This is a genomic window from Nocardia thailandica NBRC 100428, from assembly GCF_000308795.1.
GTDB classification, from domain to species: Bacteria; Actinomycetota; Actinomycetes; order Mycobacteriales; family Mycobacteriaceae; genus Nocardia; species Nocardia thailandica.
The window spans coordinates 25,785-48,429 of record NZ_BAGK01000308.1; the positions used below are offsets into that span (position 1 = coordinate 25,785).

A 22,645-nucleotide genomic window follows, 5' to 3' on the forward strand; every position below is an offset into this window, starting at 1 on the left:
CTCAGCGGGCCGACGCGAAGGACGCGGGGTGATCCACGCCGTGGCGTGTGCGGTAGTCGGCCACCGCATCGGCACATCCCGTGCGAAAGGTGTCCACGAGCATGTCGACGGTGGACGCGTCCAGGCCCGCCGATCCCAATCGCTTGCCCAGCGACGCCGCGGCGAAGTCCCACTGCCCGCGGAGCTGCCGGGGGCGGTCGGTCATCGCGAGCACGAGTTTGGGTGTCGTGTCGCGAGTCAGTGGGTCGACCATGGTGGACGCGGCCGCCGGCGCGTGGCGGGCCACGGCATCGACGATCGCCGCACCGTAGCCTGCCTTGATTCCCGCGCGCAGCGCGAGCACCCCGAAGTTCACGTGACGCGACTCGTCCCGCGCGATATTGGTCAGCCCCGTCCGCAGGGCTGTGAACCCGTCGACCTCGCGCACTGTGCGCAGCAGGGTGTGCAGCCCGGTCATCGCTACGGTGCCCTCGATGAGCAGGTGATAGATCACCACCGCCTCGTACCATGTCGCCATGTCCTGGGGTTCACGCCGGATCCGGTCGGTGATCTGGGCCAACGAGCCGGCGAACAGATCCCCGACCTGCGTTTCCGCGGTGTCCGCCACCGCGGCCGGCAGCGATCGCTCCAGAGGGGTGAGGTAGGCGCGGAAGAACTGGGCGTGGCGCGCTTCGTCGGCGATCTGGGTCGACAGATAGATCTGGTAGTCGATCGACGGCGCGGCGTAGGCGATGGGAGCCAGGGTTTCGGTGACGGCCATTTCGCCCGCGCCGAACCGGCGCAGGGTGCGCAGGAGCTCGCCACGGAAGAACGGCGTCAGCGCTTGCCAGCCTCTGCTGTCCCCCTCGATGCCGAGCTGCTGGATCTGCCAGTGCTGGGCCTCCCACCGGTGGTAGAGATCCAGTGGTGTGACCCGTTCGGTGATCTCTCGTTCGATGTCCTGCAGAACCGCTGCGTCGTTCATCTGTTCTCCCACAGCATGTTTCGGTGTCCGGAATGGGTGCAGACGGGATCCGGTGTCAAACGACGGGCTCGCTGTCCACCGGGGCGGGGGCCTGCACGAGGCCTGCCACCAGCGCCGTGACATCGGCGACGGTCACGATTCCGCGGGTGCTGCCCGCATCCATTCCCGGCAGCTCGAACTGTGTCTCCAGCTCGATGGCGAGTTCCAGCAGGGCCAGCGAGTGGTAGCCGAGATCCTCGATCAGCCGGGTGCCCGAGTCCACTTCGACATCACGGACCGGGGCCATGCTCGCGACGATTGTTCGTACCTTCGCGGGGAGAGTGTCGGTCATTGCTCGTTCTCCTTGTGTCCACCCGGCAACTGCCGGAAGAGCTCATCGACGGCATGGGCCGTGCCGGCGACCGGATGGCCGCCAGCGACGAGCAGTCCCTCCAGCCCGCTGCGCTTTTCGAGCATCTGCTGCCAGACACCGAACGGAATCGGGCCCAGCGTGGCGTCTGCGGTCGCGGAGTCGTCGGCCGGCCCGATCCGCAGGCCGTCTTCATCGATGTGGAATTTCCACCGCGAGGGCGTGATGCCGTCGAATTCGACCAGGATCGCCACCGGGGTGGTGATCGGTGCTGGTCGGTAGTTTTCGCGCAGCCACCGCACGTGCCAGCCGAACAGACTCGTGACGTCGCCGCCCGAGAGGTCCAGCTGATTGAAATTCTTGCCGTGCCGGGCCAGATGTTCGAGCCACAGCTCCTGTGCCACAGCGATATACAGACCGGATCCCTCGAAGCAGACCGTTCCGGACTCCGCGTCGGTGGCCGTCATCGACAGCGTCATCTTGCGCCCGGTGCGCGCGGTGACCTCGGCCCGCAGGTCGAGCGGTCGTCCCACCAGGACCGGGCTGCGGTAGCGGATGTCCATCTTCGCGGTCATGGCAGGCACGCCGGCGACCGCGGCGGCCAGCAGTGCCTGGATCTCGTCCACGGCCGCCGACAAATATCCGCCGTGGACGATTCCGGGGCCGCCTTCCGCATAGGCGGGTGGGAGCCACTGTGCGGTCATCACCTCACCTTCGCGGGTACCGCGAATGCCCATCGTCATCTCGTTGGCCGCACCACATCCGAAACATCTCGGATAGTGGTCCACGACGGAGCCGGCCTCCAGTACAGATTCTTCCATCGTCATCCCCGTCATCATTTCCTCGGCTGCGCCGAAAACTGAACTCTCACGAACTCGGCGTGCCGATAGCGGCCGCCGCGAAGAAAACAAACAATTGCGACAGGTCTGCGGCGGCCCCTGTGCCGCCCGGGCATCGTCGACAGCGACGATCGAATAGATCCGTCCGCAGGCTTCTACGACAAGGCCGATACGTCGGCCGCGAATTGCGCGACTGTTTCCTGATAGTCTACGTCTCGAAAAAGCGAGAAATGATCACCCGTCGCGAATTCGGTGAACCTGCAACCGGGCAGGGCTTCCGCGACACGGCGGGACGCATTCGCGTTCGTGGTGGTGTCGCCCGCGCAGGTCAGCACCAACACGGGCAGGCCCGAGATACTCTCCATCTCCGCGAGGTTCAAAGGCGCATGGACAAAGGGAGCGGAAAGACGAGCGAACCGGTAGAGACTTTCCGCGGACCGGTACGGCAGTCCGGCCAGTTCACTGATCAGGGACTCGCTCCCGCTCGCGGCCGGGGCGCTCCCATCAGCGGCCATGGCGGCGTGAAAGGTGTCACTTCCGGTCTCTTGACCTGCGAAAACCATGCGATGAAAGGCATCGGCGTATCGCCGGTCGCCTGCGATTCGGGGCATGGTGGCCGCGATGTTCGACTCGAACCTGGTGAACTCTTCGGGCACCAGACTGTAGCCACCGTTGAGCAGGGCCACGCCGGTCGGATTCAGTGAGGAACGGAGCGCGAGACCGAGAGCCAGTCGTGCCCCCGAGCACCAGCCCACCAGCAGGACGTCATCGACACCGAAATGGGCGAGTATTTCCGCGGCGTCCTCGACCTGGCGTTCGATACTGTTGTCCTCCGGGAGTTCCGGCTCACTGCTCGGCAGGCCCCGGGACTCCCAGGTCACGACGAAATGACTCGCCGACAACCGCCCGGCCAGCGGAAGGACGAATTCCACCGGCATGCCGACAGCATTGCATATGAGCACCGCCGGCTTTTCCGTCGACCCGCAGAAGTACACGTTCACACCGACGCCGTCGGAGACTCTCAACAACTGCGAACACCATTCGGCGGACAGTTTTCGCATGGCCAGAACCCCTCTTGTCACCCTCGCGGGCCCTGCTCCCCGCAGAGCCGACGGTACTGGTACATCCGCATGCCTGTCAACGAAATCTCGTAAATTGCATGCGGAAACATCAAAGACCGGTTGGTTTGCATAATGCGATTTGCCCTCTTATCGCTTCGAGAACACGATCGCAACATCGCCGCATTTCTCAACCGATATTTCCGGGTAAATTATCCGTTTCCGCGCCGTTAAGTGACGCAGGAATTGATTCGTTACGGTCAGTACCGGAAGGGCGCGCACATCCGCGCCAGGTTCCTGGCGTAGGGCACGACCATGCGCAGGGTGAAGGTTCCGGAGGCGGGTTCACCCGTTTCGGGTGACGCCGGGCCGCGCCGCCGCTGGTTGGCTGGACGCCGACCGGTCCGGCCGGCGAAGGGAGACCCGCCCGTGAACGCCTATCCACCGATCGCCGAGCACGGCATCGTCGGCGATCTGCAGACCGCCGCGCTGGTGTCCTCGGCCGGGACGATCGACTGGTGGTGCGCGCCCCGCTTCGACGCACCGAGCGTCTTCGCGTCGCTGCTCGACGCGGAGAACGGCGGACACTGCGGCATCGCGGTGGAGGCCGAGGACGGCTCGATGACGGTGCGCCAGCTGTACCTGCCCGACACCGCGATCCTGCTGACCCGCTTCGGTGGCGAGCACGGCGTCGGCGAGGTCGCCGACTTCATGGACCCGCTGCGCGGCACCGAACCCTCCGACCGGCACCGGCTGGTCCGGGTCGTGCGGGTGGTGCGGGGCAGCCTCGGCTTCGCCTTCGACTGCCGCCCCCGCTTCGACTACGGGCGGGCCGCGCACACGCTCGAACAGCCCGACGAGCGCACCGCCGTCTTCCGGTCCCCGGTGGGCGACCTGCAGGTGCAGGCCACCGAACCGATCACCGTGCGCGCCGACGACGGCGATCTCACCGCCCGGTTCACCCTGCGCGCCGGCGAGCGGGTGGCGATCGTGCTGACCACCACCGCCGCAGGGGCGGCGCTGTCGCCGGCGCCCGCGTGGGGCGACATCGCCGGCGAATTCGCGCAGTGCCTGCGCTTCTGGCAGTCCTGGCTGCGGTCCTCCACCTACCGGGGCCGCTGGCGCGACATGGTCAACCGGTCCGCGATCACCCTCAAGCTCCTCACCTACGCCCCCACCGGCGCGCCGATCGCGGCGGCCACGATGGGGCTGCCCGAACAGGTGGGCGGCGAACGCAATTGGGACTATCGCTACACCTGGATCCGGGACGCGTCGCTGTCGGTACGGGCGCTGCTCGACCTGGGCTTCACCGAGGAGGCCCTCGCCTTCCGCCGCTGGCTGCGCGAGCGGGTGGAGGCGGGCGGCACCGCCTCGGGCGAGCCGCTGCAGATCATGTATCGCGTCGACGGCGACCCCCGGCTGGAGGAGATCACCCTGCCGCACCTGTCGGGCTACCGGGATTCGGCGCCCGTGCGGGTCGGCAACGGCGCGGCCGGGCAGATCCAGCTCGACATCTACGGCGAGGCCGCCGACGCGCTGGCCCAGGCCACCGACGGCGGCGCCGTCGCGGGCTGGCGCACCTTCTCCGCCCTGGTCGACTGGCTCGCCGACCACTGGGACCGGCCCGACGAGGGCATCTGGGAGACCCGGGGCGGCCGGCAGAACTTCACCTACAGCCGGCTGATGTGCTGGGTGGCCTTCGACCGGGCCATCCGCATGGCCACCCGGTTCGCCCGCCCGGCCGACATCCCCCGGTGGACGAAGGAACGCGACGCGATCTACGAGCAGATCATGGCCCGGGGCTGGAACATCGACCGGCACGCGTTCGTCCAGCACTACGACACCGATGTCCTCGACGCGTCCCTGTTGCTCATGCCGCGCATGGGTTTCCTGTCCCCGAACGACCCGATGTGGCTGAGCACTCTGGACGCGATGAACGCCGAACTGGTCAGCGACAGCCTGGTCTACCGGTACAACCCCGAGGCGTCGCCGGACGGGCTGCGCGGCGCGGAGGGCACGTTCACCCTGTGCAGCTTCCTCTACGTCGAGGCCCTCGCGCGCACCGGCCGCCTCCAGCAGGCCCGCTACGCCTTCGACAAGATGCTCACCTACGCCAACCACGTCGGGCTGTTCGCCGAGGAGATCGGCCCGTCCGGCGAGCAATTGGGCAACTTCCCCCAGGCGTTCACCCACCTGGCCCTGATCACCGCCGCGCTGGCGCTGGACGAGGAGCTCGACCGGGCGGAATCGGCATGAGCGACACCGGATCCACCGCCCGGGCACGCTGGTCGGCGCGCGCCGCCTTCCTGCTCGCCGCCGCGACCGCGGCGGTGCCGGTGCTGTTCGCCGGCCTGCTCGGAACCATCGCGCTGCTCATGGTGGCGATCGGCTGCGCGGTGATCACCCTGGCGGCGCTGTACTGGTTCCTGTCCCGGCGCGGGGTGCTGCGCTGGTTGTCGCTGGCGCTGGTCGTGGCGGCGCCGCTCGTCGCGCTCGTCATGTTCGTGCGCGAACGCCTGCTCTGGGTGGTGCTGCTGACCGGCCTGCTCGCCCTCGCCGCGGTCTTCTGCGCCCGGGCGGCCCTGCGCGAGGCCCCGGCGGAGGGGGCCGCCGAACCGCTCGCGCCCGCCCCGCGGCGGCCGTTCCTGATCATGAACCCGCGCTCAGGGGGCGGCAAGGTCGGCCGATTCGACCTGCGGCGCAAGGCCGAACAGCTCGGCGCGGAAGTCGCGCTGCTGGACGGCCCCACCGATGTCGCCGCCCTGGCGCGTGCGGCCGTGGCGCGGGGCGCGGATCTGCTCGGAGTCGCGGGCGGCGACGGCACGCAGGCGCTGGTGGCCGGCGTGGCCGCCGAACACGACCTGCCGTTCCTGGTGATCAGCGCGGGCACCCGCAACCATTTCGCGATGGACCTCGGCCTGGACCGTGCCGACCCCGCCGCCGGGCTCGACGCGCTGCGCGACGGCACCGAACTGCGGGTGGACCTGGGCCGCATCAACGGGCTGCCCTTCGTCAACAACGCCTCCTTCGGCGTCTACGCCGAGATCGTGCGCAGCCCCGCCTACCGCGACGACAAGGCCGCGACCGTGCTGCGGCTGCTGCCCGACCTGCTCGCGGGCGACACCGCCAACCGCCTGGTCGCCCACATCGGTGACACGAGCGTGGAGGGCCCGCAGGCGGTCCTGGTGAGCAACAACCCCTACGGCACGACCGATCTCGCGGGGCTGAGCAGGCGGGACCGGCTCGACCGCGGCGCCCTCGGCGCGGTCACGCTCTCGGTGTCGGGCGCCCGCGACGCCATCGGCCTGATCCGTGGCGCGCACAGCACCGGGCTCATCCAGACCACCGCGCCCGAGGTCGTCGTCGACGCGGGCGCCGCGCGGATCCCGGTGGGCGTCGACGGGGAGTCGCTGCAGCTGGACACCCCGGTGCGCTGCGTCATCGAGCCGGGCGCGCTGCGGGTGCGGGTGCCGCGATCGCGCCCGGGAACCCGCGCCGCGGCGCCGCGCGTCGACTGGACGCGGTTGCGCGAGCTGGCCTCGGGCCGTGGGTGACGGGTCAGGCGTCCAGCCGCCGGATGCCGGCCAGCACCGCCCGCAGCACCCGCAGGTCGGGCGTGCCGACGGGGGTGTACTGCGGGGCGCGGGCCAGCAACCGGCCCTCCTCGACGAGGTCGCCGATCAGCACCTTGGCCAGGTTCAGCGGTAGTTGCAGGTGCGCCGACACCTCGGCCACCGCCATCGGGGTCCGGCACAGGTCGACGATGGCGGCGTATTCGGGCTCGCTGCGGCGCAGGCGCATCCCGGCGCCCGCGTCGACCAGCAGGGTGGTCAGGTCGAGTTCGGTGCGCGCGGTCCGGCCGCGGCCACGGGTGACCGCGTAGAGGCGCACGAGCGGGCCCGCGTCCTCCTCGTACCAGTGCTCACGCTCGTCGGTCATCGGCGCGGGGCGACTGCCGGGAACTGACCGGAAATGGGTGAGGACGGGTCGGCGGCCTCGGCCAGCGCGGACGGAATCAGCACGACGGCCCGCACCCCGCCGTATTCCGATTCGGTCAATCGCACCGAGATATCATGCCTGCCCGCCAGTTTCGCGACAACGAACAATCCGAGCCGGGAATTTCCCGACAGCGCGGCCACACTGAAGTCCGGCGGATCGGCGAGCATCGCGTTGCGTTCGGCGAATTCCGATTCCGACATGCCGAGGCCCTGATCGATCACCTCGACCACCACACCGCGCCCGACGACCACCCCGGACACGATCACCGGTGATTCCGGCGGCGAGAACGCCGTCGCGTTGTCCATGAGTTCGGCCAGCAGGTGCACGACGTCGGCGACCACGTGCGCGGCGATGCGGACCTCGGGCACCGGCCGGGTCTGGAACCGGGTGTACTCGGTGCTCTCGGCGATGGCGCCGCGCACCAGGTCCATCAGGGCCACGGGATTGCGCCAGCGGCGGCCGGGCTGCTCGCCGCCCAGGATGATCAGGTTCTCGGCGTTGCGGCGGCTGCGGGTCGCGAGGTGATCGAGCTGGAACAGCAGTTCGAGCTGGTCGCCGTTGGCCTCGTCGCGTTCGGCGCGGTCGAGCAACGCCAGCTGCTTGTGCACGACCACCTGACTGCGGTGGGCGATGGTGAGGAACACCGTGCTGATGCCCTCCCTGGTCCGCGCCTCGGCGACGGCGGCCGACACCGCGGCCAGGTGTGCCCGGTTGAACGCGGCCGCGACCTCGCCGAGTTCGTCGGTGCCGAAGTCGAGCCGGGAGGTCTCCGCGCTCGCGTCGACCTGTTCGCCCGCGGCCAGCCTGCGCATCAGGTCGGGCATGCGCTCGTCGGCCAGCTCGAGGGTGTCGCGACGCAACCGCCGCATGCGCGCGATGAACCGATCGGCCATGGCCAGCGCGACGAGGAAGGCGGTCACCGCGACGAGGGCGACGACCGCGCCACCGAGCAGCGCGGTCCTCGTGTCGGACTCGCCCTGCTCGCGCGCCATGGCCTGGGCGTCGCCGCTCTGGTCCTGCCACAGCTTCTGCAGGGCGAGGGTGACGTTGCGGGAGGCCTCCTGCCAAGCCATCGGCGAGAGCGGCAGCGCGGACTCGGCGCGCTCGGTCGTGAACGGTCCGCGCAGCGACAGCGCGTCCTGCACCGAGGTGACCTGCTGCCACTGCGGGCTCGCGGTGACGGCGCCGAGCTGGGCGAGCCGGGCGCCCTTCAGCGCACTGCTCGCGTACGCGACCTCGCCGCGGAACTCACCGACGCGGTGCTGGAATTCGAGCAGTTCGGGCGCGGTCATACGGCCGTTGGCCAGGGCGACCGTGCCGAGGGTGTCGGCCTGGGACAGCGCCTCGGCGGCGCGCAGGGCGGCCACGGCGTAGGTCAGCTCGATGCCGATCTTCGCCTCCGGCGACACCCGGGCCGCCAGGACGGAGGCCGCGACGATGGTGCCGATCACCTGCGAGAAGAAGGTGAACACCTGGTCGGCCGGTGTCTGCAGGGTGTCGACGCCGACCCGCAGGGTCGGGACCATGGCGAAGAGCTTGTTGTAGCCCTCGATGTCCTCGCGCGAGCCGTCCGGGTTGAGTTCGCGCGCGGCGTCGCCCTTGTCCATGAGGGCGGCCAGCGCGGTGTCCGAACGTTGCCGGGCGGTGACGAGCGCGGGCGTCGCGGTCGGGTCGCCGGCCAGGCGCAGCAGCGAGAGCCGACGCTCCTCCTGGAAGGCCGAGACCATCAGGACCGCGGGGGCGGTGGTGGCGGCCGCGAGGTCGGCCCATTCGGCCGACTCCTGCGCCGAATCGACCAGGTAGATCGCGGTGCCGCCGCCGATGGCCAGCAGGCTCACGCTGGAGATGAGAACGATCGATAGCAGGCGGATCCGTACGCTCACCCGGCCGCGAACACCACGCTCGCCGGATCGGAATCGTCCCCACAACGAGCTGTGCAAGATGTTCACGCCGAACTTTCCACTCCCGGAGCACCCCGGGCGCTCCGCCGCGTACCCGCACCGGTCATTCCGGCCTCCGGCACGCGTGTCCTCGCGCAGAGATTAGCCCACCGGTCGCGTCGATGGGGGCTTTACACGAACCGAAAACCCCTACCCACCAGTAAGGTTCGCTATTCGCCTTTCCGATACCGATGTGCGCGGCGATCCTCACCGGAAAGATCGAAAATTCCGTCCGCCGCGCGGGTCGCCGAAATCTCCGGGACGCACGCGACCGACTGGCAGAATTGCCCCGAGATCGCCGAGACCCACGCTCTTCCCGCCGACGAAGGGTTTGTCCATGCCGCGGACCTCGAATACGCGCGTTGCCGGTTCGCCGAGGCCGCGGGCGGGCGCGGCACGCCACGGGGCCCGCGCGGCCGTGGCGACCGCGGCGGGGCTGGGCTGGACCGCGATACAGGGCTTGGGCGCCGTCGCCCTCGCCGCCACCACGGCGCTGATCGTCCCGGGCACCGGAACCAGCGATCCGTCGGTGGCGCACGACTTCGAGAGCAACGCCTACCGGAACTTCATCGCGCCCGGCACCCCGGGATGCACCGACAATGCCTGCCCGGGGGTCGTTTTCGTGCCCGTCCCCTACGACGCGGCGCTGTGGCCGGTCATCTCGTCGAAGGGTCCCCACGCCTCCTCGGCGAAGTGGGACGTGTCGGTGGCCGACGGCGTCGCCGCACTGGCCGCACGCACGGCCCAGAGCCTCGGCGGTGCGGCCGGGCCCGTCGTGGTGTTCGGGTACTCGCAGGGTTCGACGGTCGCCGGGGCGCAGAAGGCCGCGCTCGCCGACCTCTCCCCCGCCGACAAGGCCCGGCTCTCCTTCGTCCTCATCGCCAACCCGAACCGCCCCAACGGCGGGATCATCGAACGGCCGGTGCGCTTCGGCGGGATCCCCGTCGCCGACGTGACCTTCGGCCCGCCGACCCCCACCGACATCGGGATCGCGACCACCGACATCGCCATGCAGTACGACGGCATCTCCGACTTCCCCGCCTACCCGCTCAACGTGCTCGCCGACGCGAACGCCCTGCTGGGCACCCTGCTGATCCATCCGTCCTATCTGCAACCCAAAGGCGACGGCGCGGGCGGCGCCCCGAAACCGGGCGCCGCGATCTACGGATACCCGGACCAGGACGTGTACGTCGCCCAGCAGGACTGCGCCCGGTATCCCGCCCACTGCCAACGCCACGGCGACACGACCTACGTCACGATCCCGAACCCGGAAGGCACGCTGCCCCTGCTGTATCCGCTGCGGGCCGCCGGGAAGCAGGCCGGCGCGATCGCGGTGACCGAACCCGCGGCCGCGCTGGTGGAACCGGCCCTGCGGGTCCTGATCGAGACGGGCTACGACCGCGCCGACTACGCCGAACCGACGCCCCTGCGGTTCGATCAGCCGCTCGACCCGGCGGCGACGGCCGCGCTGCCGGTCACGCTGCCCGCCGCGATCGAGGAGGGCATCGCCGACGCCACGGCGGCGCTGGAGGATCCGGCACGCCACGCGGAACGGACCGCGCCGCCCGCCACCGCGCTGGCCAACCTGGAGGACCTGCTGCCGCCGAATCCGGTGACGCCGCTGCTGCGCGATCTCTTCCCGGCGGCGACGTAGGCGCTAGCGGGACGCGGCGAGGCCGGCGATTCGCGCGGTGTCCATGTAGTCGCGGAACAGCGTCACGGCGCCGTCGCGCACGCGGATCACGTTGACCGAGGTGCGCACGCGCTCGCGCGGCCCGCCGGGGCGGGTCAGCTCGACGTCGTTCTCGACCACGAAGACCTCCGGATCGATGGTCTCGTGGATCGTGGGCACGACCGCGTGGATCTCGACGCCGACGGCCCCCTGCCCGGCCCACCGGGCGGCCAGATAGTCCCGGATGGACTCGCGCCCCTCCAGCCGCGCGGGCTGGCCGGGTATCTCGAACGGCATCTCGAACACCGCGTCCGGCGCCAGGAAACCGGCGAACACGTCGGCGTCGCGGGAACGCAGTCCGAGGAACAACCGCTCCACGAGATCACGGGATTCGGTATCGGGCATCTGCCACCTCCGGGATAAACGGAACGTACGACCCGCTCCATAATCGGGGCGCACGTTCCGCTTGTCAACGGTCGCGGTAGGGTACGGCGGTGACCGGACGACCCCTGCGCGCCGACGCCCGCCGTAATCGCGAGCGGGTGCTCGCCGCCGCGCAGGAAGTCTTCGCCGCGCAGGGGATCTCGGCACCCCTGGACGAGATCGCCCGGCGGGCCGGGGTCGGCGCGGGCACCGTGTATCGCCACTTCCCCACCAAGGAGGCGCTGTTCGAGGCGGCCATCGTCTACCGCGTGGAAACCATGACCGCCCGCGCGAGGGCCGCCGCCCGCGACGAGGACGCGGGCGCCGCGTTCTTCGGTTTCCTGCGCCTGATGGCCGACGAGGGCGGGGTCAAGCGCGACCTCGTCGACGCACTCGGCGCGCGCGGGGCCGACGTGCTGCGCGGCCCGTCACACGACATGCGTGCCGCCCTCGGCGACCTGCTCACCCGCGCACAGCGCGACGGGTCCGTACGCACCGACATCGACGTCGACGACCTGCTCGCGGTCCTCAAGGGCTTCTTCGTGGCGGCGCACGCCGGCGGCGACTCCGGCCTCACCGACCGCCTGTTCGCCGTGATGAGCGACGGGCTGCGCGGGCGCTGATCGCGATCTACACCAGCGGCTTGCCGAGTTCCCTGCGCCGGCGCATGTCGCGCAGGTAGGTCTCGAAGGGATACAGCCGGGCCGCCTCGGGCAGCACCGACAGGATGCGGCCGAGGGTGCGCATCACGACCTCGAACACCTTCTGCCGCCGGGGGTTCCACGCCAGCCCGAGTTCGTCCCGGAACTGCTGTGGCAGGAAGCCCGTGGTGAAGAACCGGTTGGCCCGGCGGAACAGGAGCCGCTCCCACGGGCGGTAGGGACCCATGTCCACCACCTGGCCCACCAGATAGGCCCGCACCTCGTCGTCGACAGACAGCTCGGTGAGCATGGCCTCCCAGTAGTCGGCGAAGGCCGCGCGGTCGGCGGGCCACAGCTCCTGCGGCATCTGCAATCCGGTCCCGAAGCGGGCCGAGTCCCGGTAGAGCTCGTCGGCGAAGGCGTCGTCGACGGCGCCGAACAGGTACACCAGCGAGTCGAGGGTGCCCCGGTAGAGGCAGGCGGCCACCCACAGCTGCAGCCGTGGGTCGAAAGCGTTGTACTTCACCGGGCTGCCCGGCCGCGACCGGACCTGGCGGTGCGAGGTGTCGGTGGCGGCGCGGAACGCGTCGCGGTCGTCGTCCGTGCCGAGCATGGCCACGGCGAGGTAGGTCAGCGTCGTCTTGCCGCGTTTGCGCGGGTGGAGATCGAAACGCCCACTGCTGACGGTACTTTCCACCACGCCGCGGCCGACCGGCGCGAGGCTCAGCTGCATGATCACGTTGGCGGGCCCGCCGAGCAGGGCGGCGGGCCCGGCCATGTACCGGCGATTCGAGACGGCGGGCGGGGACTGGGGGCTGCTACCCACTTCGGACATACGCACCTCGCGAGGCTTTGATAGATTGTCACATCAATTCTCTCACCGCGTCACGGCCCTCACAACGTCACTCGTCCACCCCGCCGACCGGCACTCCTCCCACACACCGCCCCGACAGGGCCGCCCGGACGGCACCGGACGAGGATGGAAGCGTGTGGGAGACAGGGGAATGGGCGGAGATCGGGGACACGCAGAACCGGTCGATGACCTTCGCGGCGCTCGCGGCGCTCGACGATCACCGCATCGGGACGGCGGAGCGGCGGGAGATCGGAGCGACCCTCGGCCGTCTCGGCGACCCGCGGGCGGTCGCGCCCCTGACCCGGATCGCCCTCGACCGGGCGCGCCCGGCCGGCGCGCGGCAGGCGGCCCTCACGGCGCTCGAGGACGCGGGGCTGTGCCCGGAAAGCGACGCGCTACGGGAATGGTGGCACTCCGGCGACGACATGGTCCGCGCCGTCGTGCTGCGCCAGGCGGGCCGCGAACACGCCGACCTGCTCGGCGCGGTGTCGCGCGATCCGCGACACCCCCTGCATCGGCACGCGATCGACGGCCTTGCCTTCGGCTTCGAGGAGCCGCACTGGCAGCGGGACAAGATCCGTGGGTCGACCCACGCGGACCCGGCCGTCCGCCGCGTCGCGGCCGAGGTGCTGCGCTGGGACGAGCCGGTGGCGGCCGAACCGGCCCTGCATCGCGCCGCGCACGACGGCGACCCGGCGGTCGCGGTGGCCGCGATCGAGACCCTGCGGTACTACCGCAGCCGGGCGACGCTGCTGCTGCTCGACGAGATCGGCCACGGCACCGACGAGAGGGCCGCGGCCGCCCGCGAATCCGTCGCGGATCTGCGGCGCGACTTCGAGGACGCGCCGCGGGCCGTCCGGCCGTGGCTGGCGCCGGTCGCCCATCTCCTGCGCGCCCCGGAGCCGGCAGGCAGGCCCTCGCCCGCGTCGCCCGGCTCGTCCGCCGCGCGGCCCGCGCCCGCCCCGCCCCCGGCGACCGAGCTCGTCGCCCGCTACGCCGATCCCGACGGCGCGTGGGCGCCGAAGCTCGCGGCCCTGCACGGCTGGGACTGGTCCGGGTCCCGGCCGGCCGACCGGCCCGTGCTCGCGCGCTTCTTCGCCGGGCACCCGGACCCACGGGTACGCGCGCCGATCTGCCGGGCGCTGGCGGCGTGGCGGCAGGCGGACGCCCTGCTCGCGCTGGCGCACGACGCGGACTCGACCGTGCGCAAGAGCGCGGTCTATTACCTGCGCTTCGTCCCGCGATCGCCCGACGTGGCGACCCTCACCTGGGATCTCGTCGCGTCCGGCGCGGTCGCGGGCATCGGCGGCTACGAAGCGCTGGCCACCTGCGCGGCCCACACGCCGCCGGGCGCGCTCGACGACCGGCTGATCGGCCTGGCCCGGTCGGACCCGCGCGAGAGCATCCGCGCCGAGGCGGTGTCGCTGCTGGGCGACCGCGTCGCGCCGGTCCTGCCGCTGCTCGTGGAGGAGCCACTGGTCACCTGGGACGTGCACGTGCGCCTGCTGGACGCCTGCGCCGCGACGGGACTGCGCCCGCGCGGCGCGGAGGCGCTGCGCGGGATCGACCACCTGGATCCGGCCGTCGCCCTCGCGGCGGTCGACACGAACGGGTGATCCACGAAACAGGAACGTGTTCTACTTTCCCCATGACGGTGACAGGACACCACGACCCCGCCTTCGCCGGGGTCCGCGCGCTGATCGCGGAACAGATCGCCGACGGCCGGGATCTCGGGTGCGCGGTCGCGGTGTACCTCGACGGTCGCCCGGTCGTCGACCTGTGGGCCGGAGTCGCGGACCGGCGCTCCGGCAGGCCGTGGGAGCACGACACGAGCTGCCTCACCTACTCCTGCACGAAGGCGGTGACGGCCACCGCGGCCCTGGCGGTGAGCGCCGCGACCGGCATCGACGTCCTGGACCCGGTGACGCGCTGGTGGCCGGAGTACGCGGCTCACGGCAAGGGCTCCACCACGCTGGCCGACCTGCTGGCCCACCGCGCGGGCCTGCCCGCCTTCGAGGACCCGGTCACCGCCGAGCAGGCCACCGACCCCGCCGCCCTGGCCACCCGGCTGGCGGCGCAGCGACCGCTGTGGGAGCCGGGCACTCGCCACGGGTACCACGCCCTCACCTTCGGCTGGCTCGCCGGCGAGTTCGTCCGGCGCCGCTCCGGACGAACGGTGGCCGACTACGTCCGCGAGTCCTTCGATCCCGCACTGTGTCTCGGCGTACCGCCGCCCACCGCGGCGCGCGCCACCTTCCCGGCGGGCGTCACGCGACGGGCGGACGCCGGTGACGACGCCGCCGCCCGCCTCGCCCGCGCCTACGCCGATCCCGGGTCGCTGATGATGCGCGGCTCGATGAACCCGACGCCCAGCTTCTCCGACCCGGTCGTCCAGGCCGGTGGCTGGCCGGCCGCCGGTCTGTTCACCACCGCCCGCGCGCTGGCCGGCTTCTACCGCGACCTGGTGGGCGGCGCCCTGCTGCCGGGATCGGTGCTGCGCGAGGCGACCCGCGAACAGGTTCGCGGGCCGGACGAGGTCCTGCTGCTGACCAGCGCCTTCGGCCTCGGCTACATGCTCCCGTCCCCGACGATGCCGCTGCCCGCCGCCGCCCGGGCGGCCTTCGGACATCCGGGCGCCGGCGGGTCGCTCGGACTCGCCGACGCCGAGCACTCGCTCGCCTTCGCCTACGTCACCAACCTGCGCCGCGACGCCCGCGACGGGGACCGCCGGGCGTACGACCTGGTCGAGGCGGTGTACGCCGCGCTGTGAGCGTCAGGGCGCGACGCGGTCGAACCGCAGGCGCAACTCGCGGGGCGCGCCGACGCTGATCCCCGCCGAGCGACGCACCGGCGCCCCCGGTGCGAGACGGAAGCCGGTGAGGCGGTCGAGCAGGCGGTCGATCCCGATCTCGAGTTGCATGCGCGCGAAGTGCCTGCCGAGGCAGCGGTGGACGCCGATGCCGAAGGCCAGGTGCGGGTTCCGGTTGCGGTCGAAGTCGAGCTCGTCCGGGTTGGCGAAGCGGCTCGTGTCGCGGTTGGCCGAACGCCAGTGCACGGCGATCCGGTCGCCCTTCGCCAGCGGCACGCCGAGCAGATCGTTGTCCTGGGCGACCACGCGCCCCATCACACTCACCGTCGAGGTGTAGCGCAGGATCTCGTCTAGATCCCTTGTCACCCACCCTGGCTCGCGCAGACGCTCCTCCAGGCCGGGCACCTCGGCCAGGAACTCGGCGAGGTAGGCCAGGGCCCCGCGGGTGGTGTCCAGCCCGCCGAGCAACAGCACCGTCACCACGCCGAGGCGCTCCTCGATCGTGAGCGGCCTGCCGCCGTCGACGGTGGCGTCGACGATGGACTGGAGCAGGTCGTCGCGCGGGGCCGCCGCGCGCTCGGCCATGAGTTCGGCGGCCAAGGCCGCGACGGCGGCGAAACTCTCGGGAGTGTTCTGCACCGACACCTGGGTGACCGCGTCGACGGCGCGGGCCATCCGCTCCTCGTTGTCGTCGTCGAGCACGATCTCGGCCAGCGCGCCCGCCGAGAACGGGATCGCGAACTCGCCGACGAACTCCACCTCGCCGCGGTCGGCGAAACCGTCGACGAGCTCGTCGGCGATCCGGCGCAGCACCGGCTCGTAGCGCCGCAGCGCCTGCTTGCCGAAGGGGCCGTTGAGGAAGGCCCGGAAGTCCTGGTGCAGGGGCGGATCGAGGTCGATGGGCGGGAGGGCGACCGGCACGGTGGTCAGCCCGGGCATGGCGGAGCTGAAGATCTCCGGGTGCGCGGCGACCGTGACCAGGTCTTCGTAGCGGGTCACCACGTGCATGCCGCCGCCGAAACCGGTGTGCACCACCGGACATTCGGCGCGCGCCCACCGCAGGTGCTCGTCGAGCCGGGCGCAGTGCTCCTCGTCGAAGAAGTCGAGCGCGTCGAAGTACTTCCGATGGGCATCGGTCACGGCGGCCCCCTGGCGGATCCGAGCGAACAGTCCGGGAGATCGTGCGCCCGCGCCCCGCGTCGCGTCAACCGGTGCGACGCACCGGATCCGTTCGTACCGAGGAGTTTTCGTCGCTCGGTTCGGGCACCGGCGTCCGCCGCGCCCAGCTGCCCGGCGGACCGGATCAGCAGGCGGGCCATGATCACGGCGACGAAGGACGGCGCGGGCAGGTCGCCGTCGTCGCGGGCCCGGTCCGCGGTTTCACCACGCTCGGTGCGAGGAGCAGGGTCGGCACCAGCACGGTCGGCACGGCGACGGCCGCCCACGTCGCGGCGGGGCCGGTGGGCGACGGAGCCGGCGATCCACCCGAACAGCACGGTGGCGGGCAGCGCGAACAGCATCCAGCCGATCGCGGCCTCCGGATTTTTCCCGCGCGATCGGCCGAGAACACCCCGTCGGCCCGGGCCGCGGCGATACAGTCCAGACATGAGGCGCATGTCGGGAAGCTGGTCGGGCGCCACGGCGGCGCTGCTGTTGACGGTGGCGCTCGCCACCGCCTGTTCCTCCGGAGACGACGACGCGGGTGGCACGTGCGCGGCGGTCCCGAACGGGACGCCGGTGACGGCGGCGGGGCCGTCGGCGAGCGGCGGCGACCTGTCGACCAACCCCGAGATCGCGAGCGGCTACCGCGCCGGGATGACGCCGGTACGCACCGGCACCTTCGCGGTCTCGACGGCGAATCCCGTCTCCACCGAGGCCGCCTGCGAGGTCCTGCGCGACGGCGGGACGGCCGCCGACGCGCTCGTCGCGGCCCAGGCGGTCCTCGGCCTGGTCGAGCCGCAGGCCTCCGGCATCGGCGGCGGCGCCTTCCTGCTCTACTACGACAAGAACAGCGGCACCGTGCGGGCCTACGACGGCCGCGAGACCGCCCCGGCCGCCGCGACCGAGAACTACCTGCGCTGGGTCAGCGACACCGACCGCACCGAGCCGGCGCCGAACACCCGCGCGAGCGGCCGCTCGATCGGCGTGCCGGGCGTGCTGCGCATGCTCGACCAGGTGCACGACGACCACGGGCGCACCGACTGGCGGACCCTGTTCGACCCGGCGATCGCGCTGGCCGACAGCGGTTTCCCGATCAGCGCCCGGCTGGCGGGCCAGATCGCCGAGTCCGCGCCGGACCTCGCGCGCGACGAGAACGCCCGCGCCTACTTCCTCACCCCGGACGGCAAGCCCAAGACCGCGGGCACGGTGCTGACCAACCCGGCCTACAGCAAGACCCTCGGCGCGATCGCGACCGACGGCGCCGACGCCTTCTACACGGGGCCGCTCGCGCAGAACCTGGTCGCCGCGGCCGCCTCGGCCTCCGGCGGGCGCACCCCGAGCCTGCTCACCACCGCCGACCTGGCCGGCTACAAAGCCGCCCAGCGGGATCCGCTGTGCACCGGCTACCGGCGGCACCAGATCTGCGGCATGCCGGCCCCGTCCTCGGGCGGGATCACCGTCGCCTCGACGCTGGGCATCCTGGAGAACTTCGACCTGGCCGCCCTGCGGCCCGAGCGTCCCGACGCCGACGGCGGCACGCCGCGCGCCGAGGCGGTGCACCTGATCGCGGAGGCGGAACGGCTCGCCTACGCCGACCGCAACAAGTACGTCGCCGACACCGATTTCGTCCCGCTGCCCGGCAATTCGCCGCAGACCCTGCTGAACGACGCGTACCTGAAGCAGCGGGCGTCGCTCATCGACCCGGGGCGGAGCATGGGCACCGCGCAGCCGGGCGACTTCGGGCCCGTCCCGGTCGGCACCGGGCCGCAGCCCCGCGAACACGGCACCAGTCACATCTCGGTCGTGGACCGCTACGGCAACGCCGCCGCCATGACCACCACGGTGGAGTCGGCGTTCGGTTCCTTCCACATGGTCGACGGGTACCTGCTCAACAATCAGCTCACCGACTTCGCGGCCGATCCGCTCGGCACCGACGGCGCGCCCGTGGCCAACCGGCTGCAACCCGGGAAGCGGCCGCGCAGTTCCATGAGCCCGACCCTGGTGTTCGCGCAGGGCGCCGACGGGACGCGCGCGGAACTGACCCACGTCACGGGGTCACCCGGCGGCGCGGTCATCATCCAGTTCGTGGTCAAGACGCTGATCGGGCTGCTGGATTGGGGTCTGGACCCGCAGCAGGCGGTCTCGGCGGTGTCGTTCGGCTCCGCCAACACCCCGAGTACCGGGGTGGGCGGGGAACATCCGGCGATCGACGCCAGCGACAACGGTGACCACGACCCGCTGGTGCTCCGCCTGCGGGAGCTGGGCCATCAGGTGTCGGTGGCACCGCAGACCAGCGGGCTCAGCGCGCTGGTGCTGACCGGCGACGGGCTGATCGGCGGCGCCGATCCGCGCCGCGAGGGCGTGGTCCTCGGCGACACCCGCTGACGGGTGCGGGCCGAGGAGTTGCAGTGCCTGCGCGCCCTGCGGCGGGGCGGTGACGTGGTGCGCGGGGTGGGCGTGCATCGCCGCCATGCCGGTGTAGTGCATGGCCCCCACGCGGCCCGACCACGGCCATGGCGGTCACGGCGCTGAACAGCGTCAGTGGGACGTCGTAGCGGATCTCGGCGCCGTGGATGGAGAAGCCGAGCATCGCGATGAAGTGCATGACCCAGATCCCGGTGCCGCCGATCGCGATCGCGGCCGCGATGAGCCACGCGACCCGCCCGTTCTCCGGATTCCGGGCGCGCGCGGCGCACCGCAGCCCGAGCAGACAGCCCAGGAAGGACATGACACAGGCCGGCAGCGGGGAGATCCAGCCGTCGGATCCGCTACAGCGTCGAGGTGGCGAATCGCGGCTGCTGCCCGGGAATCCGCCCGCGGTCGAGGCCCCGGATCAGCGCGGCGCAGCCGAGGCCCGAGAGCACCAGCCCGGTGGCGAAGAGCGCGGGATAGCCCGCCGTGTCACCGATGACGCCCGCGACCATCCCGGCCACGCCCTGCACGACGACGATCGCGCAGGCCGACAGCGTGTAGTCGCTGCCCGGATGGTCGGTGTCGGCGGCGTCCATCATGAGGGCGAAGACGGCCACGGTCGCCGCGCCACCGAAGATGTGCTCGGTCAGGCTCGCGGCGACGAGGAGTTCGAAACCCCCGACCCCGAGCGCGGCGAGCAGGTAGAGGGAGATCGCGGCGGTCTGGGTGACGCCGCCGATCAGCAGCGCGGACCGGCGGCCGTGACGATAGGCGAGCCAGCCGCCGAGCGCGGCGCCGCCGAGCGCGCCCGCCGACGAGAGCACCCCCTTGACCAGGGCGATGCGGGTGAGATCGAGCCCGGCGTCGGACAGGAACGGGCCGGTCAGCGCCGAGGCCATGGAGTCACCGAACTTGTAGGCCCCGATGAGCGCGATGAACCCGACGACGCCGGGACGGCGCAGCCGGACCAACCAGGTACCCAGCAGCAGTACGGGTTTCGGCCGGGGCGGCCGATCGGTCACCGGTTCCCGCAGCAGCCACACCGGGATCGTGGTCAGCACGATCAGCCCGGCCATCGCCAGGAACAGCAGCCGCCAGCCCGACACCGCGAACAGCCACAGCAGCGCGCCGCCGCCCACGATCATGCCGATCCGGTAGGCGCCCACCTGGATTCCGTTGCCGAGGCCGCGCTCGCGCGGGCCGAGCAGCCGCACGGCCAGGCCGTCGGTGGCCACGTCCTGGGTCGCCGAGAGCAGGTTCACCACCACGATGCCCGCGAAGAGCCATCGCAGCGAGGACGACAGGTCGAGGCACGACAGGATCGCCGCCACCGCCGCCGCGCCCAGTTGCATCGTCAGCAGCCAGGTGCGCCGGGTCCCGTACCGGTCGACACAGGGCGCCCACAGGAACTTCAGCGCCCACGGCAGGAAGAGCACGCCCGAGGCGCTGATGGCCACCAGGGAGAACCCGGACTCGCGCAGGACCACCGGGAGCGCCTGGGTGAAGAAGCCGAACGGCAGGCCCTGGGCGAAGTACAGCGACGACAGCAGGACCAGGGTGCTCGCGGTGATCACACCCGGTCGGGTGGTGGTGCTCATGGGCCCATCGTCGCAGAACCCGGGGCGCGGCACCGGGCCCGCGTCGCCCGGCCGGATACGCACCGCCCCCGCGACGGAGGCCGTCGCGGGGGCGGTGCGTCGGACGCGGGTGCTACGCGCGCGCCTCGCCGCGGGCGGGCAGCTTCCAGCCCGGGCGCGGGAAGTGGCAGGTGTAGCCGTCCGGGTAGCGCTGCAGGTAGTCCTGGTGCTCGGGCTCGGCGTCCCAGAACGGGCCCGCCGGGGTCACCTCGGTGACGACCTTGCCCGGCCACAGGCCCGAGGCGTCGACGTCGGCGATGGTGTCGAGCGCCACCTGCCGCTGCTCGTCGTCGAGATAGAAGATCGCCGAGCGGTAGCTGCTGCCGATGTCGTTGCCCTGCCGGTCCTTCGTCGTCGGGTCGTGGATCTGGAACAGGAACTCGAGCAGGGCCCGGTAGTCGGTCTGCTCGGGGTCGTATTCGATCCGCACGGCCTCCGCGTGTCCGGGATGGTTGCGGTAGGTGGGGTGATCGTTGCGCCCGCCCGTGTACCCGACCCGCGTCGAGATCACTCCGGGCTGCCTGCGGATCAGGTCCTGCATCCCCCAGAAGCAACCGCCCGCCAGAATCGCCGTTCGAGTACCACTCACGGATCTCTCCTCCTCAACTTGGACGCTTCCCCACCAACGAACGCCGCGCGCGGAAAATTCCGCGACGCGGGAGTTCACAGCCCCGCGGCGGCCAGGCGGTGGTCGGCCTCCAGCAGCAGCCAGGCGCTGAGCTGCACGGAGAGGTCGCGGCAGAGGTTGGCGGCCGCGAGGGTGGCGGCGCCTGCGAGCTGGAGGAAGGGCTCCGGAGGGTCGGGGACGCCGACCGGGCGGGCCCAGTCGGTGCCGAAGAGCGGGAGCCCGTCGACCTCGGCCCGGTGGTCCCACGCGGCGCGGGCCGAGGCGTGGACCACCGCGGCGGCGGTGGTGTCCCGCAGGGTGAGGGCGGCATCGGCGAGATAGCGGGCGAGGATGCCCATGAAGAGGCCGGAGTCGTTGCCCGCCGCGGCGGCGATGACGCCGGCGTCGGTGAGGTGGTCCCGGACGGCGGTCACCAGCGCCGACGCGCGGCGGGCGTGCGTGGGATCGCCGGTGCGCGTGGCGAGTTCGGTGTCGAGGCCGATGGCCACCCCCTGGCAGTACGTGCGGACGGTGCGGTCGATCCGCCCGCCGGGTTCGTGCACGCCGTCGAGGATCAGGCCGGTGGCCGGGTCGCGCAGGCGGTCGTGCAGGAAGCCGGCGAGTTGCCCGGCGCGGGCGGGATCGCCGAGGCGGGCCAGGGCGATGCCGGTCGGGCCGATGGCGGGGGTGTTGTAGAAGGTGTCGCCGGTGCGCCAGGGCACCGCGCCGACGTCGGCGTTCCAGCCGGCCAGCAGCGCCGCGCGCAGCTCGGCCAGCGGCGCGGCGAAGTCGAGGCCGAGCAGGCGCTGCGCCCGGTCGAAGGCGAGGGCGAGCCAGGCCATGTCGTCGTAGTAGCGGTTGGCCCAGCCGGTGACGTTGCGGGCGCGGATGCCACGGGCGAGGTCGGCGACCCGGTCGAGGCGTTCGCGGGTCGGGTCGCGGTGGGCGGCGTCGACGGCACAGTCGAGCAGGTGGGCCTGCCACCAGTAGCACCAGCGGCCCAGCGAGGACTGCTCGCGCAGCGAGGCGGGCCAGACCAGCACGCCGAGCTCGCGGCCCGGCAGGCCCCACAGCGATCGCACGTGCCGGGCGACGATCGCCTGTTCGGCGAGTTCGGCGCGGCGCGCGGTGCCCGCGGGCGTGCCGGCCGCGCCGCGGGTGATCGCACGCGGCCGCGCGGGCTGACCCAGGGTGGTCAGGCCGAGCGCGCCGGCCGCGAACAACACGCGACGCCGGCTGATCTGCTGGTTCGGGCGAACCATGCGCTCCCCTTCGTGGACG

The 22,645-nt window shown here is 71.8% G+C and carries 20 protein-coding genes and 1 pseudogene; 7 read left to right on the forward strand and 14 right to left on the reverse strand.

Translation table 11 applies throughout. The features are described 5' to 3' along the window. Nucleotide 1: 1 nt before the first annotated feature. The 4 genes from ON36_RS35205 to ON36_RS30945 all read right to left on the reverse strand — a co-directional run bounded on the left by ON36_RS35205 (nt 2) and on the right by ON36_RS30945 (nt 3,213). The gene (locus tag ON36_RS35205; RefSeq protein WP_043661158.1) at nt 2–964 is read right to left on the reverse strand and encodes a ribonucleotide-diphosphate reductase subunit beta; all 963 of its coding nucleotides are present in this window, start codon (nt 962–964) and stop codon (nt 2–4) included. Nucleotides 965–1,019: 55 nt separating this feature from the next. Beyond that, nucleotides 1,020–1,295: a phosphopantetheine-binding protein gene (locus ON36_RS30935; RefSeq protein WP_043661161.1), complete on the reverse strand. Its 276-nt coding sequence runs from the start codon at nt 1,293–1,295 to the stop codon at nt 1,020–1,022. Then, nucleotides 1,292–2,140, reverse strand: coding sequence for a PaaI family thioesterase (locus tag ON36_RS33165; protein WP_157225096.1), 849 nt, complete (start codon nt 2,138–2,140; stop codon nt 1,292–1,294). The genes ON36_RS30935 and ON36_RS33165 overlap by 4 nt, the downstream gene beginning before the upstream one ends. Nucleotides 2,141–2,307: 167 nt before the next feature. Then, a complete protein-coding gene (locus tag ON36_RS30945; RefSeq protein WP_157225097.1) occupies nt 2,308–3,213 on the reverse strand; it encodes an alpha/beta fold hydrolase in 906 nt (301 codons plus the stop codon). 426 nt (nt 3,214–3,639) lie between these two features. Here ON36_RS30945 and ON36_RS30950 point away from each other — a divergent pair, with 426 nt between their 5' ends. Together ON36_RS30950 and ON36_RS30955 are read left to right on the forward strand one after the other, a co-directional pair. Next, the gene (locus tag ON36_RS30950) at nt 3,640–5,466 is read left to right on the forward strand and encodes a glycoside hydrolase family 15 protein (RefSeq protein WP_043661165.1); all 1,827 of its coding nucleotides are present in this window, start codon (nt 3,640–3,642) and stop codon (nt 5,464–5,466) included. Beyond that, on the forward strand, nt 5,463–6,764 hold the full coding sequence (locus tag ON36_RS30955) for a diacylglycerol/lipid kinase family protein (protein WP_043661169.1): 1,302 nt from the start codon (nt 5,463–5,465) through the stop codon (nt 6,762–6,764). The genes ON36_RS30950 and ON36_RS30955 overlap by 4 nt, the downstream gene beginning before the upstream one ends. A 4-nt stretch (nt 6,765–6,768) precedes the next feature. On the opposite strand, the gene ON36_RS30960 is transcribed toward ON36_RS30955, so the two are convergent. Then, nucleotides 6,769–7,149, reverse strand: a complete 381-nt coding sequence (locus ON36_RS30960; RefSeq protein ID WP_043661171.1) for a DUF742 domain-containing protein — start codon at nt 7,147–7,149, stop codon at nt 6,769–6,771. Then, the gene (locus ON36_RS30965) at nt 7,146–9,092 is read right to left on the reverse strand and encodes a sensor histidine kinase (RefSeq protein WP_245558274.1); all 1,947 of its coding nucleotides are present in this window, start codon (nt 9,090–9,092) and stop codon (nt 7,146–7,148) included. Before ON36_RS30965 ends, ON36_RS30960 begins: the two co-directional genes overlap by 4 nt. A gap of 475 nt (nt 9,093–9,567) precedes the next feature. Between ON36_RS30965 and ON36_RS30970 the strand changes: the two genes are divergently transcribed. Next, entirely contained in the window at nt 9,568–10,803 is a 1,236-nt protein-coding gene (locus ON36_RS30970) for a PE-PPE domain-containing protein (protein ID WP_052314565.1), read from the forward strand. A 3-nt stretch (nt 10,804–10,806) separates the two neighbouring features. Here ON36_RS30970 and ON36_RS30975 read toward each other — a convergent pair whose 3' ends face one another. After that, nucleotides 10,807–11,226 carry a nuclear transport factor 2 family protein gene (locus ON36_RS30975; RefSeq protein ID WP_043661172.1) on the reverse strand — a complete coding sequence of 140 codons (420 nt, stop codon included), beginning with the start codon at nt 11,224–11,226 and terminating at the stop codon, nt 10,807–10,809. A gap of 89 nt (nt 11,227–11,315) precedes the next feature. Here ON36_RS30975 and ON36_RS30980 point away from each other — a divergent pair, with 89 nt between their 5' ends. Then, nucleotides 11,316–11,867 carry a TetR/AcrR family transcriptional regulator gene (locus tag ON36_RS30980; RefSeq protein WP_043661173.1) on the forward strand — a complete coding sequence of 184 codons (552 nt, stop codon included), beginning with the start codon at nt 11,316–11,318 and terminating at the stop codon, nt 11,865–11,867. A 7-nt stretch (nt 11,868–11,874) separates the two neighbouring features. On the opposite strand, the gene ON36_RS30985 is transcribed toward ON36_RS30980, so the two are convergent. Then, nucleotides 11,875–12,720 (reverse strand): oxygenase MpaB family protein, encoded by an 846-nt coding sequence (locus ON36_RS30985; RefSeq protein WP_174377627.1) that lies wholly within the window; start codon nt 12,718–12,720, stop codon nt 11,875–11,877. Nucleotides 12,721–12,872: 152 nt separating this feature from the next. On the opposite strand from ON36_RS30985, the gene ON36_RS30990 reads away from it, so the two are divergent. Together ON36_RS30990 and ON36_RS30995 are read left to right on the forward strand one after the other, a co-directional pair. Continuing rightward, entirely contained in the window at nt 12,873–14,354 is a 1,482-nt protein-coding gene (locus tag ON36_RS30990; RefSeq protein ID WP_157225098.1) for a hypothetical protein, read from the forward strand. A 32-nt stretch (nt 14,355–14,386) separates the two neighbouring features. Next, nucleotides 14,387–15,508, forward strand: a complete 1,122-nt coding sequence (locus tag ON36_RS30995; RefSeq protein ID WP_043661221.1) for a serine hydrolase domain-containing protein — start codon at nt 14,387–14,389, stop codon at nt 15,506–15,508. Nucleotides 15,509–15,511: 3 nt separating this feature from the next. On the opposite strand, the gene ON36_RS31000 is transcribed toward ON36_RS30995, so the two are convergent. Next, on the reverse strand, nt 15,512–16,687 hold the full coding sequence (locus tag ON36_RS31000) for a cytochrome P450 (protein ID WP_043661175.1): 1,176 nt from the start codon (nt 16,685–16,687) through the stop codon (nt 15,512–15,514). Next, nucleotides 16,684–17,067: a hypothetical protein gene (locus ON36_RS31005; protein WP_043661176.1), complete on the reverse strand. Its 384-nt coding sequence runs from the start codon at nt 17,065–17,067 to the stop codon at nt 16,684–16,686. Before ON36_RS31005 ends, ON36_RS31000 begins: the two co-directional genes overlap by 4 nt. Before the next feature lie 85 nt (nt 17,068–17,152). On the opposite strand from ON36_RS31005, the gene ON36_RS31010 reads away from it, so the two are divergent. After that, nucleotides 17,153–19,093 (forward strand): gamma-glutamyltransferase family protein, encoded by a 1,941-nt coding sequence (locus ON36_RS31010; RefSeq protein WP_373281867.1) that lies wholly within the window; start codon nt 17,153–17,155, stop codon nt 19,091–19,093. Between the two features lie 118 nt (nt 19,094–19,211). Here the strand turns inward: ON36_RS31010 and ON36_RS37000 are convergent. The 4 genes and pseudogenes from ON36_RS37000 to ON36_RS31025 all read right to left on the reverse strand — a co-directional run. Continuing rightward, nucleotides 19,212–19,436, reverse strand: a pseudogene (locus ON36_RS37000) (MHYT domain-containing protein); the annotation flags it as partial. Nucleotides 19,437–19,476: 40 nt separating this feature from the next. Further along, complete coding sequence (locus ON36_RS31015) at nt 19,477–20,718, reverse strand: MFS transporter (RefSeq protein ID WP_043661180.1); 1,242 nt, start codon at nt 20,716–20,718, stop codon at nt 19,477–19,479. Nucleotides 20,719–20,830: 112 nt separating this feature from the next. Continuing rightward, complete coding sequence (gene msrA, locus ON36_RS31020) at nt 20,831–21,298, reverse strand: peptide-methionine (S)-S-oxide reductase MsrA (protein WP_373281868.1); 468 nt, start codon at nt 21,296–21,298, stop codon at nt 20,831–20,833. A gap of 122 nt (nt 21,299–21,420) precedes the next feature. Beyond that, complete coding sequence (locus ON36_RS31025) at nt 21,421–22,626, reverse strand: glycoside hydrolase family 76 protein (RefSeq protein WP_043661185.1); 1,206 nt, start codon at nt 22,624–22,626, stop codon at nt 21,421–21,423. Nucleotides 22,627–22,645: the final 19 nt, after the last annotated feature.

Excerpts from the sequence above, each read along its gene's own strand:
- ON36_RS35205 (WP_043661158.1), bottom strand. The coding sequence starts at position 964 with ATGAACGACGCAGCGGTTCTGCAGGACATCGAACGAGAGATCACCGAA.
- ON36_RS31010 (WP_373281867.1), top strand. The coding sequence starts at position 17,153 with ATGAGGCGCATGTCGGGAAGCTGGTCGGGCGCCACGGCGGCGCTGCTG.
- ON36_RS30995 (WP_043661221.1), top strand. The coding sequence starts at position 14,387 with ATGACGGTGACAGGACACCACGACCCCGCCTTCGCCGGGGTCCGCGCG.
- ON36_RS30975 (WP_043661172.1), bottom strand. The coding sequence starts at position 11,226 with ATGCCCGATACCGAATCCCGTGATCTCGTGGAGCGGTTGTTCCTCGGA.
- ON36_RS30955 (WP_043661169.1), top strand. The coding sequence starts at position 5,463 with ATGAGCGACACCGGATCCACCGCCCGGGCACGCTGGTCGGCGCGCGCC.
- ON36_RS33165 (WP_157225096.1), bottom strand. The coding sequence starts at position 2,140 with ATGACGATGGAAGAATCTGTACTGGAGGCCGGCTCCGTCGTGGACCAC.
- msrA (WP_373281868.1), bottom strand. The coding sequence starts at position 21,298 with ATGCAGGACCTGATCCGCAGGCAGCCCGGAGTGATCTCGACGCGGGTC.
- ON36_RS30960 (WP_043661171.1), bottom strand. The coding sequence starts at position 7,149 with ATGACCGACGAGCGTGAGCACTGGTACGAGGAGGACGCGGGCCCGCTC.
- ON36_RS31025 (WP_043661185.1), bottom strand. The coding sequence starts at position 22,626 with ATGGTTCGCCCGAACCAGCAGATCAGCCGGCGTCGCGTGTTGTTCGCG.
- ON36_RS30985 (WP_174377627.1), bottom strand. The coding sequence starts at position 12,720 with ATGTCCGAAGTGGGTAGCAGCCCCCAGTCCCCGCCCGCCGTCTCGAAT.
- ON36_RS30945 (WP_157225097.1), bottom strand. The coding sequence starts at position 3,213 with ATGCGAAAACTGTCCGCCGAATGGTGTTCGCAGTTGTTGAGAGTCTCC.
- ON36_RS31015 (WP_043661180.1), bottom strand. The coding sequence starts at position 20,718 with ATGAGCACCACCACCCGACCGGGTGTGATCACCGCGAGCACCCTGGTC.
- ON36_RS31005 (WP_043661176.1), bottom strand. The coding sequence starts at position 17,067 with ATGCTGTTCGCGCTGCCCGCCACCGTGCTGTTCGGGTGGATCGCCGGC.
- ON36_RS30935 (WP_043661161.1), bottom strand. The coding sequence starts at position 1,295 with ATGACCGACACTCTCCCCGCGAAGGTACGAACAATCGTCGCGAGCATG.